Annotated in this window: 16 protein-coding genes; 7 read left to right on the top strand and 9 right to left on the bottom strand. The window is 39.2% G+C overall.

The annotated features are described in order from the left end of the window. Nucleotides 1-50: 50 nt before the first annotated feature. Both KHA95_RS10710 and KHA95_RS10705 read right to left on the bottom strand, forming a co-directional pair. Nucleotides 51-368 carry a YuiB family protein gene (locus KHA95_RS10710; RefSeq protein ID WP_213137552.1) on the bottom strand — a complete coding sequence of 106 codons (318 nt, stop codon included), beginning with the start codon at nucleotides 366-368 and terminating at the stop codon, nucleotides 51-53. A 262-nt stretch (nucleotides 369-630) separates the two neighbouring features. After that, nucleotides 631-1,848 carry an NAD(P)/FAD-dependent oxidoreductase gene (locus KHA95_RS10705; RefSeq protein ID WP_213137474.1) on the bottom strand — a complete coding sequence of 406 codons (1,218 nt, stop codon included), beginning with the start codon at nucleotides 1,846-1,848 and terminating at the stop codon, nucleotides 631-633. A gap of 310 nt (nucleotides 1,849-2,158) precedes the next feature. On the opposite strand from KHA95_RS10705, the gene KHA95_RS10700 reads away from it, so the two are divergent. Continuing rightward, nucleotides 2,159-3,157, top strand: coding sequence for an NAD(P)/FAD-dependent oxidoreductase (locus KHA95_RS10700; RefSeq protein WP_213137473.1), 999 nt, complete (start codon nucleotides 2,159-2,161; stop codon nucleotides 3,155-3,157). 86 nt (nucleotides 3,158-3,243) lie between these two features. On the opposite strand, the gene KHA95_RS10695 is transcribed toward KHA95_RS10700, so the two are convergent. Both KHA95_RS10695 and KHA95_RS10690 read right to left on the bottom strand, forming a co-directional pair. Further along, on the bottom strand, nucleotides 3,244-3,606 hold the full coding sequence (locus KHA95_RS10695) for a HesB/IscA family protein (RefSeq protein ID WP_213137472.1): 363 nt from the start codon (nucleotides 3,604-3,606) through the stop codon (nucleotides 3,244-3,246). Nucleotides 3,607-3,690: 84 nt separating this feature from the next. Next, the gene (locus tag KHA95_RS10690) at nucleotides 3,691-3,927 is read right to left on the bottom strand and encodes a YuzB family protein (protein ID WP_213137471.1); all 237 of its coding nucleotides are present in this window, start codon (nucleotides 3,925-3,927) and stop codon (nucleotides 3,691-3,693) included. 201 nt (nucleotides 3,928-4,128) lie between these two features. Between KHA95_RS10690 and KHA95_RS10685 the strand changes: the two genes are divergently transcribed. Then, complete coding sequence (locus KHA95_RS10685) at nucleotides 4,129-5,196, top strand: NAD(P)/FAD-dependent oxidoreductase (protein WP_213137470.1); 1,068 nt, start codon at nucleotides 4,129-4,131, stop codon at nucleotides 5,194-5,196. Between the two features lie 138 nt (nucleotides 5,197-5,334). Here KHA95_RS10685 and KHA95_RS10680 read toward each other — a convergent pair whose 3' ends face one another. Further along, entirely contained in the window at nucleotides 5,335-5,649 is a 315-nt protein-coding gene (locus KHA95_RS10680; protein ID WP_213137469.1) for a YuzD family protein, read from the bottom strand. A gap of 92 nt (nucleotides 5,650-5,741) precedes the next feature. On the opposite strand from KHA95_RS10680, the gene KHA95_RS10675 reads away from it, so the two are divergent. After that, a complete protein-coding gene (locus tag KHA95_RS10675) occupies nucleotides 5,742-5,981 on the top strand; it encodes a NifU family protein (protein WP_213137468.1) in 240 nt (79 codons plus the stop codon). A 38-nt stretch (nucleotides 5,982-6,019) separates the two neighbouring features. Here KHA95_RS10675 and yutH read toward each other — a convergent pair whose 3' ends face one another. Further along, on the bottom strand, nucleotides 6,020-7,009 hold the full coding sequence (yutH, locus tag KHA95_RS10670) for a spore coat putative kinase YutH (protein WP_213137467.1): 990 nt from the start codon (nucleotides 7,007-7,009) through the stop codon (nucleotides 6,020-6,022). Nucleotides 7,010-7,114: 105 nt separating this feature from the next. Between yutH and KHA95_RS10665 the strand changes: the two genes are divergently transcribed. Further along, nucleotides 7,115-7,615, top strand: coding sequence for a phosphatidylglycerophosphatase A family protein (locus KHA95_RS10665; RefSeq protein WP_213137466.1), 501 nt, complete (start codon nucleotides 7,115-7,117; stop codon nucleotides 7,613-7,615). 1,748 nt (nucleotides 7,616-9,363) lie between these two features. Here KHA95_RS10665 and KHA95_RS10660 read toward each other — a convergent pair. Continuing rightward, entirely contained in the window at nucleotides 9,364-10,131 is a 768-nt protein-coding gene (locus KHA95_RS10660) for a TIGR01457 family HAD-type hydrolase (RefSeq protein ID WP_213137465.1), read from the bottom strand. A 53-nt stretch (nucleotides 10,132-10,184) separates the two neighbouring features. Beyond that, on the bottom strand, nucleotides 10,185-10,622 hold the full coding sequence (locus KHA95_RS10655) for a DUF86 domain-containing protein (RefSeq protein ID WP_213137464.1): 438 nt from the start codon (nucleotides 10,620-10,622) through the stop codon (nucleotides 10,185-10,187). An 89-nt stretch (nucleotides 10,623-10,711) separates the two neighbouring features. Between KHA95_RS10655 and KHA95_RS10650 the strand changes: the two genes are divergently transcribed. Continuing rightward, a complete protein-coding gene (locus KHA95_RS10650) occupies nucleotides 10,712-10,999 on the top strand; it encodes a cytosolic protein (protein ID WP_213137463.1) in 288 nt (95 codons plus the stop codon). 37 nt (nucleotides 11,000-11,036) lie between these two features. Here the strand turns inward: KHA95_RS10650 and KHA95_RS10645 are convergent, their stop codons facing one another. Continuing rightward, entirely contained in the window at nucleotides 11,037-11,312 is a 276-nt protein-coding gene (locus KHA95_RS10645; RefSeq protein WP_213137462.1) for a YutD family protein, read from the bottom strand. A 113-nt stretch (nucleotides 11,313-11,425) separates the two neighbouring features. Between KHA95_RS10645 and KHA95_RS10640 the strand changes: the two genes are divergently transcribed. Then, the gene (locus KHA95_RS10640; RefSeq protein WP_213137461.1) at nucleotides 11,426-12,088 is read left to right on the top strand and encodes a YhcN/YlaJ family sporulation lipoprotein; all 663 of its coding nucleotides are present in this window, start codon (nucleotides 11,426-11,428) and stop codon (nucleotides 12,086-12,088) included. A gap of 39 nt (nucleotides 12,089-12,127) precedes the next feature. Then, nucleotides 12,128-13,099 carry a M23 family metallopeptidase gene (locus KHA95_RS10635; RefSeq protein WP_349305457.1) on the top strand — a complete coding sequence of 324 codons (972 nt, stop codon included), beginning with the start codon at nucleotides 12,128-12,130 and terminating at the stop codon, nucleotides 13,097-13,099. The last annotated feature ends 2 nt before the right edge of the window (nucleotides 13,100-13,101 follow it).

Raw genomic sequence — 13,101 nt, 5'->3', positions numbered from 1 at the left:
TCATTTCTATAATTGATAACTATGTAATAAGATACAAAAAACGGACCATTTTAAAACATTCGATATCCTTTTGCTCTAAGCACCCTCATTATCACTCCCGAAACGATGGCACCAGCTAATCCACTTAACATAATGGCAATATCTGCGACAGCCAGACTAGTAACTTTTTCACCTAAGCTAGAAAATGAAGTGCCTGGATTAGTGAAATACTCCATGAATTTGACATCATCGATAATTAAAATAGCAATAATCGGATAAATGATGGCCATAATCCAAGTCATGCGCAGTAGCATATTTAATAAAAAACCAATTCCAAAAAATAAAACAAAAAATAAGAGCATCGATATTAGTAAAAGTGGGATGTTCATCATAATATGTGTTCCTCCTTGCTTGACACTATGATTAAGTTTACTGAATGTCAGGAACAGCGTCAATAAAGAGGTAAGGGCGAATTTATGACAAAACAAAAAAAGACAGAACCCCTCCGGATTCTGTCACGCCTAAATCAATGACGGCTCGGCGTCATTGCTCCTACTTTTTCGAGTTCACTCGAAAAATCTGTGAGGAAGCTTGAACTCCCTCTAATTTCATCCCGCCACTAACAGAAGGGAGAATTTCTGCTGATTCGAATTAAAAGAACTTAAATTTTCCTTTTTTCATCGTTAATGGCACTCCACCAACCATGAATAACGCACGATTATCAACCATTTTTTTCATGAAGGATGCTTTTGTGCCTGTCACTTTTTTACCAAAGACAACACCGATCGCATCATCGTGTCCAAGTGAACAAACCGTTCCTTTATTATCAAATGTAAATGATTGAAGGTTCTTATTGCCTTTTACAAGCTTAGCAATATTTGCAGCTACAAGCTCACCTTGTTGCATAGCAATTTGTGCAGTTGGAGGATATGGACGATTGATTTCTTCGTTAATCACAAGTGAACAGTCACCAATAACGAATACATCCTCAAGTCCTGGCGCACGTAGATCAGCTTCTACTTTTACACGTCCACGCATATTTTCAAACTCTGATGTTTCAATAATCGGATTTCCTCTTACACCTGCTGCCCATACAACCGTACCCGCTTTAATTTCTTCGGTTTCATCCTCACCTTTTGCAACAACAATTCCTTCTGGTGTAGCTTCTTTGATCGCTGTACCAATCATGAATTCAATGCCTTTTTTTCCAAGGCTTGCCATTGCATATTCAACCAACTCTGGATCAAATCCAGGTAATGCTGTCGGTGCCGCTTCTACACAAATGACACGGACTTTCTTTTGATCGATATCATACTCTTTGCATAGCTCTGGAATACGGTTTCCTAGCTCACCTAAAAATTCAATACCTGTGAACCCAGCACCACCAACAACAATTGTCAATCTTTCAGGGTTCTTTTCCCCTTCCACTTTGTAAGTAGCAAATTGATATTCAATATGCTCACGAATTTGACGCGCTGAATTTACATTGGAAATGGAAAATGCATATTTATCAAGTCCTGAAATACCAAATGTTTCAGATGCTCCGCCAAGCGCTACAACTAAATAGTCATAAGGAATCTCGCCATTATCAAGGATGACCTTTTTCGCTTGATGGTCTACTCTTTCTGCCACCGCTTGAACAAAATCAACTTTGCCACTGTCAATGACAGATGAAATGTCATAGCGAACTTTGTCATGATGAAGCGTTCCAGCAGAAGCTTCATGTAGCCATGTCGTTTCATAATGATAATCGTTTTTATTTACTAAAACGATGTCAGCTTCATTCGCGTTAAGTTGTTTTTGTAAACGAGTGACCGTCATTAATCCACCATATCCTGCGCCTAGTACAACAATTTTGGGCCTTTTCATAGTTAATACTTCCACCTTTGCTTCGTAGTATGTGAGATTACACGCGTAAGTTTATCACGTTGAATGTTTAATGTGATGCCCTTCACGTACAATGATAAAAAAACGAGAAAAATGTCATAAATTATTAATATTTCGCTCACATACATCATATGGTTTTTACCCATCCTTTTCAAGCAATTTAAAGGAAAAAGAAAATTTGCGAATATTCCGTATTTAATATTCACGCTATTCCTAAAGTTACAGATAGTGATAGATGAAAGCGTATATGGTATGATAGAAAGGATTTTTAGCAAATCAGGAGGGATTTCCTTTGAAAGAAGATAAAAAAATATATGATATAACAATAATAGGAGGAGGCCCAGCAGGACTATTCACTGCATTTTATGGCGGAATGCGAGATGCAAGCGTGAAAATTATTGAAAGCCTTCCACAGCTTGGTGGACAGCTTGCTACTCTCTATCCTGAGAAATATATATATGATGTTGCTGGTTTCCCGAAAATTAAAGCACAAGACCTTGTAAATAATTTGAAAGAGCAACTTACATTATTTTCCCCAACCATTTGTCTAGGACAAACGGTTGAAAATCTAGAAAAGCTTGAAGATGAAAGTTTTAAACTTACAACAACTGAAGAGATTCATTACACTAAAGCGATCATTATTACGGGTGGAATTGGTGCTTTCCAACCGCGACGCCTAGAAATTGAGGAAGCTAATCGTTACGAAGGAAAGAACTTACATTATTTTATCGATGACATGAATAAATTTGCTGGAAAAAAAGTAGCAATTCTTGGTGGCGGAGATTCTGCTGTTGACTGGGCACTTATGCTTGAGCCAATTGCTGAAAAAGTTACGTTGGTTCACCGCCGCGATAAATTCCGTGCACATGAAAGCAGCGTTGTTCAACTGCAAAATTCAGCAGTTGAGATTATTACTCCGTTTACAGCTGAAAATATTGTACATGATGGAGACGCCATTAAAGAAATTATTCTTCAAGAAGTAAGAGGCGATGAACAAAAATCGCTTGAAGTCGATGAAGTTATTTGTAACTATGGGTTCGTTTCTTCCCTTGGTCCAATTAAAAACTGGGGACTCGAAATTGAACGAAATTCAATCGTCGTGAATAGCAAAATGGAAACAAACATCCCTGGCATTTATGCAGCAGGTGACATTACGACATATGAAGGAAAAGTAAAGCTGATTGCAACAGGTTTTGGCGAAGCACCAACAGCCGTTAGCAACGCAAAAGCATATATTGATCCAAAAGCAAGACTGCAACCAATGCACAGCACGTCAATGTTTGAACATTAAGATAAAAGAGGCATACTCTTAATGAGCTATGCCTTTCCTATTTTCATGCAAAAAAAGAACCCGAGCAATCGCCCAGGCTCAAATGTTTAACAATTCTCCGGCGTCCCCGTCACTTTCGCTGTTCGAAACGACGAACCGCAGCCACAGGATACGAGGGCATTCGGGTTATCGATTGTGAAACCGCCGCCCATGAGAGATTGTTTATAATCAATCACAGTATTCACTAAAAGTGGTGCACTTTCCTCATCAATGACAATTTCTATGCCATTTTGCTCAAAGAAATGATCTGTTTCAGACTTTTCCTGGTCCAAGCTCATGCCGTATGATAAACCGCTGCATCCGCCCCCATTAATGGAAAAACGGAAATAAGCGCCTTCTTCTCCATTATGTTTCATCATATCTTTGATTTGCAAAGCAGCTGCTTCTGTCAACGTAATAATTGAACTCATCATCTGCACTCCTCTCATCCCAGCAATTGCTGATATTATTTACAGTATATACCCCATCGTATTCATTCTCAATAGACAGAGGTGCTAAAACATCGGATTTTCTTCAATATATTGATAAATGGCTCGTACGAGATCCTCGGGGGAAGTACCTTTCACGACATCACCATTTACTAATGCGAATAAGCCTTCATCACAAATTCCGCAATGATCTAAGCAGCCATATTCGACGATATCTAAATCTGGGTCTTGCTCTAGAATTTCCATCGCTTCGTATCCACCACTTGAAAGATTGCTCAAGCAAAATTCAATGATCGGATTCATTTCCATCACCCCATTAACACTATTATCCTACTCCTTTCGCTTTTGATAGTCAAAAGAAAAAGCTTGATTCTTTGGGATCGGTTGTATATAAAAGCTGAATCCGCTATACTTTTACATGGGATAAATACATTACAATAGAGCGTAGCAATGTTCATTTTGATTGAGCATCGATCTAAGAAGACGGCAAAAGGGGATATTTGCATGAAAAAATTAGTTTTGCTTGGGGCTGGATACGGGAATATGCGCATTTTACGCGAGTTACTCCCAAATCAACTACCAGATGATATTGAAATTATACTCGTTGATCGTGTGCCTTACCATTGTTTAAAAACCGAATATTATGCGCTTGCCGCTGGAACTGTTTCGGATCAAGATGTGCGCGTAACCTTTCCGGAACATCCACGTTTAAAAAAGAGATATGGTGAAATTGAAACAATCGACCTAAAAGAAAGCGTTATTTATTTTTCTGATGGAGAGCCATTGACATTCGACGAATTGGTCATCGGTCTTGGTTGCGAAGATAAATTCCATAATGTACCAGGTGCAGATGTATTCTCTCATAGCATTCAAACGATCGGAAAATCTCGGGAAACATACCAGACGCTTAATAATCTACCAGCTAGCTCTATCGTTAGCATTGTTGGTGGAGGACTAAGCGGAATCGAACTGGCAAGTGAACTTCGAGAAAGTCGACCTGATTTAACAATAAAATTATTCGACCGCGGAAAAACCATTCTTTCTTCTTTTCCAGAAAGAATCAGCCGCTACGTTCAAAATTGGTTTCATACAAACGGTGTTGAAGTCATTAATGAAGCAAATATTACAAAGGTAGAACAAGGTCTTATTTACAATCATGATCGCCCCGTTTCAACAGATGTTGTCGTCTGGACGGCAGGAATTCAGCCAAATAAAATTGTACGAGATCTTGACGTTGAAAAAGACGGACAAGGAAGGGTTGTCCTAACGAAGCATCATTACATTCCAAAGTATGAGAACGTCTACGTTGTTGGCGACTGTGCAAGCCTTCCGTATGCGCCTAGTGCCCAATTAGCTGAAGGACAAGCAGAACAAATTGTCCAAATCATGCAAAGGCGTTGGGAAGGAAAAGAACTTCCTGAATCACTGCCGACCATTAAACTTAAAGGCGTCCTTGGATCGCTCGGGAAAAAGCAAGGTTTCGGGCTAATGAATGAGCGGGCAATCACGGGAAGAATTGCACGAATTCTTAAATCCGGCGTTCTTTGGATGTATAAGTATCATAAGGGATAAGAAAATATGAAAACGAAGTCTACGCTAGTAGTTAGACTTCCGCTTGAAAACTGTCTTTCAGTTCACATTTGAAGGACAGTTTTTTATTTCTGCTAAGACGGTCTTTCACTTCCGTATGAAAATCAATTTTTTCTTGCCTTAGCGATAACCATATTGCTCCATGACAGTAAAAATATTTTTCAAACGTGGATTCCCTTCCCCGACGATCCGACCCGCAATTTTCACAACAGGATAAAACATATCATCTTCCAATATTTGCAAACAAATTTGTTGATGTTTTTCATTAGGTGGGTTAAAAATGTCAATATAAAAGATGGAGAAAGGCTGGTTAGGATATTTCCGACTAATTGCGGCTTCAAGCCATTCGTACGTTTCACGTGATGACGGTAAGCCGACGCAGCTTGCACAAATTTGTTCAGCACCATAAACGAAAATATCGAGTTTCTTTCTCATCGAGCTTCCCCCTTTTCTTCCATTATAGCCTGTTATCTAGATTTTTTTCTCAATACTGTTTATAATGTTTATAAAGAAAGGAGTCGATATCAATGTATGAAGAAGCGACTATTACCGATAAAGTACAGGAAGTATTAGATAAACTTCGTCCCTTCCTACTTCGTGACGGTGGAGATTGTGAGCTCGTTGATGTAGAAGATGGAGTTGTAAAACTACGCCTGTTAGGTGCTTGCGGAACATGCCCGAGTTCGACGATTACATTAAAAGCGGGAATTGAACGTGCTCTTGTAGAAGAAGTTCCAGGCATTTTAGAAGTTGAACAAGTATTTTAATATCAAAGCGATCCACTAAATGGATCGCTTTTTTTATTTCATAACCAATCTAAAATAGGAAATTTTTTTGCGCCGGCTAATTGATAAAAATGTTTAAGAAATAATTCATAATCAGTGGAGTCACGAATGTATTTACGTAAATTTGTAACTAGCTCTGCTTTTGACCAACGCGAACTCCCAATAAAATATTCTTCTACACAAGAAAAATAATGAAGGGGAAACAGCAATCTGGCATAGGTCAATCGCCAAGACAGATCCGATAATGGCGCAATTGATTGATATCCTTGTAGAAATTGATTCATTGCCGGCTGAAACGAGCGGCTATTTTTAAAATAACAATCTCTAATCCATTCAGCGACATCACGGCTATGATGATCATATACCCAGTCAAAAGGGCTTCTAATTTTGATTGATCCTGCCCATGTTTCCTCGCGATATTGCTCGTGACAAATCGTTCCCCTTTCACCCATGTCCGATCCTACATCCATTTCCGTATCTGTTACATATTGAATCGCATTTTCACATAGCCCTAAATAATATGGAAAAGAGTCGATAAATACTTTTTCAAACTCTTCATCTGGCCGTTCAGCTACGGTCGCTTGCCAAACTTGTTCCAACTGCTCAAGTCTTTTTATCCAATATTCTTTCCATTGTCCCATTCGACTTACAGTGGACGGAGCGCTAGTAAGTGTTTTCCCACGCTCATGAAATTTTGCCAACATTCTCCCTGTATTTTTCCCTCGCGAACTTGTCACATATTTATTTTTTAAAAGTACATAGTCTTGCTCTTTATGTGTAATTAAATATTTATTATCGAGACTAGCTACGAAAACAGACACTCTTCGATCCCCATACTTTGCCATATGCTCAGACATCTCATATAATTCAATTAATGTATCTTCTTCGAAATTCGTAACAGGTACAATTGTATAAAGTAAATCATCCATGACATAGCGCGTCCACATACCATCCTGAATGGTAGAGTGTGGCTTGAGCCCAAAGTATTTTTCAATAATGTCCATAGGCATTCATTTTCCCTCCCCATCATAAAATATATGTACAGTGGAGGGAGATGATGTAATAAAGTTTGTAATCTTAGATAAGATTGTAACCAAAGAAAAAGGGTGAGACAAATGGAAGAGAAAAGAAAAATGAGCACATTGGAAAAAACGGCCCGCCGTTATTTACAAGAGCGAGGGGTAACGGTTGAAGATATTGGTGAACTTGTCATGTATTTACAAGAAAAATATCATCCAGGCCTAAAAATGGAGCAATGTGTTTATAATATCGAACGTGTATTAGAAAAACGTGAAGTTCAAAATGCAATACTGACTGGCATTCAATTAGACATTCTTGCCGAGCAAGGTAAGCTAGAGGAGCCGTTACAATCGATCATCTCCAGTGACGAAGGCTTGTATGGTGTCGATGAAATTCTTGCGTTTTCAATCGTCAATGTATACGGATCAATTGGTTTTACGAACTACGGGTTTATCGACAAGCAAAAGCCCGGTATTTTGAAAAAATTAAATGATCATTCGTCCGGAAATTGCCACACTTTCCTCGATGATATTGTCGGTGCAATTGCGGCTGCCGCATCAAGTAGACTTGCCCACAGTGCAAAAGGAGAAATATAAAAAGTCCAATTTAAAACCCGAGAATGCTGCTAAATCAACATTTTTGGGTTTTAGTTTTTTTACTGTTAACGCTGTGATTTTCCTCATAAAATGGAGGTTGTACAACTATCAGCTAAAGTCGTGTTTAGTGAAAATTTCGGAATCCACTCCAATACTTATTAATTCTTCGAGGTTATACGGTTAACTAATAAGCAGCGGTTGGTATCTGTCTGTTAGCCATGTCTTACTTATGGACAGGTTTCATAAGTAATCAGTGATCTCTGTCCATTAGACGCGATCTTATCGACCTGATTTCTATTAAAGCTGACATTGCTGTCCATTAGACGCTTTCTTATCGACTCAACTTCTATTAAAACAGTCATCGCTGTCCATTAGACGCTTCCTTATCGACTCAACTTCTATTAAAACAGTCATTACTGTCCATTAGACGCTTCCTTATCGACTCAATTTTTATTAAAACAGTCATTGCTGTCCATTAGACCCGGCCTTATCGACTTAACTTCTATTAAAGCGGTCATTACTGTCCATTAGACGCGGCCTTATCGACTCAATTTCTATTAAAGCAGCCATTACTGTCCATTAGACGCGGCCTTATCGACTCAATTTCTATTATAGCAGCCATTGCTGTCCATTAGACGCTTCCTTATCGACTCAATTTCTATTAAAGCAGCCATTGTTGTCCATTAAACGCGGCCTTATCGACTCAACTTCTATTAAAACAGTCATCGCTGTCCATTAGACCCGGCCTTATCGACTCAATTTCTATTAAAGCAGCCATTGCTGTCCATTAGACGCTTCCTTATCGACTCAATTTTTATTAAAGAAGCGATTGCTGTCCATTAGACCCGGCCTTATCGACTCAACTTCTATTAAAACAGTCATCGCTGTCCATTAGACGCTTCCTTATCGACTCAATTTCTATTAAAGCAGCCATTGTTGTCCATTAAACGCGGCCTTATCGACTCAACTTCTATTAAAACAGTCATCGCTGTCCATTAAACGCGGCCTTATCGACTCAACTTCTATTAAAGCAGCCATTGCTGTCCATTAGACGCTTCCTTATCGACTTAACTTCTATTAAAGCAGCCATCGCTGCCCATTAGACGCGGCCTTATCGACTCAATTTCTATTAAAGCAGCCATTGCTGTCCATTAAACGCGGCCTTATCGACTCAACTTCTATTAAAACAGTCATCGCTGTCCATTAGACGCGGCCTTATCGACTCAACTTCTATTAAAGCGGTCATTGCTGTCCATTAAACGCGGCCTTATCGACTCAATTTCTATTATAGCAGCCATTGCTGTCCATTAGACCCGGAAACTTATTGATGGGGTTCCTAATTAAGCGGCGATCATATACGCTCCCCTAGCTTAATAAAAGCACAAAAGCCTTTAACGACGTACTTTCTTTTGCAAGAAAGAGGATAATTCGTCACGTCCTGTGGTAACACCGTTGTGACCTGCTGTCTGCTGACCTAAACACAGTGAGTTCGAGAGGCGCGCCAATGTAGGGCAATTCGTGAAGTTTGTTAGTCGCCGGGCGACTGGAGCTAGAAAGAAATGCCATTACAATTGGGGATAAATTAAGTAATCAAAAAAGTATAATCACGTACGATCAAAAGTAAAATTGACTGGACTGAGTCCGGTCGAATACCGAACTCAATCTAGCCAATCAGCTGCATAATAAAAACTCTAACTTTTAGGGGGTGCCACCTCACTGGATTATACCTTTTTTCGCGTTTATCAAATTTACCAATTCCACTTCTCCAACGAAGCAATCGCATAGGTCGGCTGAATATCCTTCCCTTTTAAATGCTCCTTCGTTGTTACCCCTGTATGAACGAGTAAAGTGTCAAGCCCGGCATTTATTCCCGCCAAAATATCTGTATCATAATTATCTCCAACCATTAAAGTTGCTGCTTTTTCCGTCCCTAAAATCGCAAGTGCTTGCTCCATCATGATCGAATCGGGCTTGCCAATAAAAATTGGTTTAATCCCCGTTGAGATCGTTATAACCGATGTAATTGCACCATTTCCCGGCATAAGTCCTCTTTCCGTCGGAATCGCCACATCGCCATTTGTTGAAAGAAATAGCGCACCATTCCTTACTGCTAACGTTGCGATTGCAAGTTTTTCATAATCAACAGTACGATCAAGTCCAACAACAACTACATCTGGATTATCGTCTGTAAGTGTTAAACCCTTTTCCAGGAGAGCCGTTCGTAGTCCCTCCTCACCAATCATAAATACCTTAGCTGCCGGCTTTGTCTGTTTCAAATATTGAGCGGTTGCCATCGCTGTTGTGATGACATGCTCAGCCGTTGCCTCAATCCCAAATTGTTGTAAATGAAGCGCAACTTGCTCTGGTGTTTTTGACGAGTTATTTGTCACATATAAATGTGGGATTTGTTTTGCATTTAATTGCTCGGCAAATTCGATTGCAGCAGCAATTTTTTCTGTTCCCCGATACATCGTCCCATCGAGATCGATTAAATACCCCTCATACTTTTTTTTCATGCCATTTTCGCCCCCTAAATGAAAAAGCGCCTTCACGATCGAAAGCGCATCTTTTATTTTACAAATGCTGATATTGGTCCAAGTTCATTTGTTAAATACGTTCTCACACGATCTGGAAATTGTTCAATAACTGGCATTTTTTCAGACAGCAATTGCTGCAATGCCAAATGATCTACTTGTACATATTGTTGAACGAGCATTTTCCGATATAAAATAAGCTCTTTCAAAGCGACACTTAACTGATCAGTTATTACTTTTTCATCCAATAAAATGTCAACAATGTCTTCATAACTTCCAGGATCACGCATAATAAAGCCATCAATCATCGCATTGCCTGTATCAAGAATTGCTTCGATCACCGTATGGGCAAGACGCTCAAGCGCTAATTGTTCTAGTTCTGATTCCCATGTACGATGTTTTTTTATGATAGAAAGCTGATTTTCCATAAATGTTAATGTTTCTTCCATTTTTTGTCGATCAACAAAATACATTTCCAAACCTCCAATTAATGAAAAAAATCGCCCTATGAATGACATTTCCCCATCTGGACATGTTAAGAAATAAAAGGGGGCCTGCATCTATGTTTACTGACGAAAACGTCCAATATACCGACGTATCAAATGCCGAAACAAAGAAAAATTATGTCATCCCTGAAGAAATGCCTGAAGGTGCATATGGTGCTCCACGCGGGGAATATACCCAGGTTGAAAATAAATCAACTCCGTGGAAAGAAGGACAACGATCATACAGTGCCTTCAATTATGAATTCAAATCGATGCACGAAAACAAGCCACGCAAAGCCCCGGATGCGCATCCAACCCATGATGATCCGGAAAGAGAAACACAGCAACCGTATGAAAATAGTTAGTTTTCATCGAGCTTGTTCAAAATTGGGCAAGCTCATCTTATTTATCCATTTTCTTCAAAACAAAATAAGCACAGCCAAAATTACAATATTCATACAAATATTCCTTTAGCGTTCCAATCTTTGTATCAAATGATGCCTTTTGATTATGATCGGAGAAAAAGCCTTTCAAACGTAGCTGACCGTATCCCCAGTCACCTACGATGTAATCATATTTCGCAAGAATATCACTATAACGGTCACGGATCGCCTCTTCATTAAATCCATCCCGAAATTCCTCAACGACCTCATAATGTTGATTATTAATCGTGATCATATTTATTTCACCTACTTTTCACCAGTCATTATCAATTATATCCTATCATCCAACTTTTTCTATGAAAAATTATCATTTTCCTGCACAACCTATGCAAAGAAGGAGGTTTTACAATGAAATTGCAGCGAACCATCCCATTTCTTGCTACGATTGCTCTCTTAACTGCCTGTGGCACAGTTGCAGAAAAGAGAAACTTATATGAAAAAGGGGATAACACGATACACCTTGAAAGAGAGAATGAAGTGTATAACCAGGAAATGAACGATGAACAATTTGGTTTTGTTCGCCAAGTAAAAACATCCGTTACAGATAATAAGCCTGAAGCGCGTGAAGTTCAATTAATGAATAGGGAGGAAGTCGCAAATAATATTAGTAAAATTGCGATCACGCTTCCAAATGTTGTCGACGCTAGTGTTCTTGTCACTGATCAAGAGGTGTTAGTCGCATATGAAATTCATAATGAGGAAGAACAGGCACGATTTGAAACCGCAGACCAAGTGAAAAAGATTGCACTGTCTGCCGTTCCACGTTGGTACCATATATATGTCACTGATGACCCATCACTTAGACAAAACATTGCAAATATCGCTTCTTTGAACACAAGATCAACGGATAAAGATGAGACCGTAAAAAAGACGGTGAAACTTATGCTTGAACGTTCACCCCAAGGCAGGCATTTAAATGATGGTGAAAATGCAAATGGAGAAACAAATGACCGTACGAACTTCCATTTAGAAAAGAACGATTATCGAATGGAATTAGAAAAAGGGAAATAATTAAGGCTGATTCATATTAGAAAAGAGGCGAACAATTCCGTGAAACATTTTCTGTTCGGTCTCCTTCTCTTTTTCATTCTCCCTTGGCAGATAAACGCGGCAGAGCTTTCGGATGCTGAAATGTATAAACAACGAATGGAACTTTATAAAAAAACAGAAGCGGCAGCACAGGTTCCTTGGTACTATATTGCAGCAATCGATCAATTTGAAAGAAGCATTCGCTTTGTCCGTAAAGATTTGCCTAAGCCCGATAGCATTACGGGTTATTATTTATCCGAGCAACAATGGATAGGTCCAACAAATCCAAATCAAAATGATCAAAATCCACTAACGATTGGAATATTTGGCGGTATGGGGCTGGACGGAGACGGAGACGGAAAATCTGATAAAAATAATCATGAGGATCTTCTTTATACATTGGCACACTATATTTCCAAATTTGGTGTGAATGATAACGCATTTAGACTTGCTTTATGGGAATATTACCATCGTGATCAATCGGTTAACGCAATTATGACAAACGTAAAATTGTATCGACAATTCGATCGAATTGATTTGAATGAGAAAGCATTTCCTATTTTGAAAGGGCATCATTACTCATACAATAGTACATGGGGAGCGCGCAGAGGCTGGGGAGGTCGAAGAATCCATGAAGGAACGGATATTTTCGCCAATTATGGAGCCCCTGTTCAAGCTGTTGCCTATGGAGTTGTCGAATTAAAAGGCTGGAATAAGTTTGGTGGTTGGCGAATTGGGATTCGTGATGTAAACAATACGTACCACTACTACGCTCATTTAAACGGATTTGCAAAAGACGTAAAAATAGGCGACATTGTTCAGCCAGGAACAATCATTGGAAGCGTTGGTAGCTCAGGATATGGCCCGCCTGGAACAGCAGGTAAATTCCCACCCCATTTACATTTTGGCATGTATAAAGACAATGGAAAAAATGAATTTTCCTTTGATCCATATCCACATTTGAAAAGATGGGAAAGAATGGGGAAAAAGTAGAA

It is taken from the genome of Bacillus sp. FJAT-50079 (genome assembly GCF_018343515.1).
Lineage (GTDB): Bacteria > Bacillota > Bacilli > Bacillales > Bacillaceae_C > Lederbergia.
This window is presented reverse-complemented; position numbering and strand designations above follow the sequence as displayed.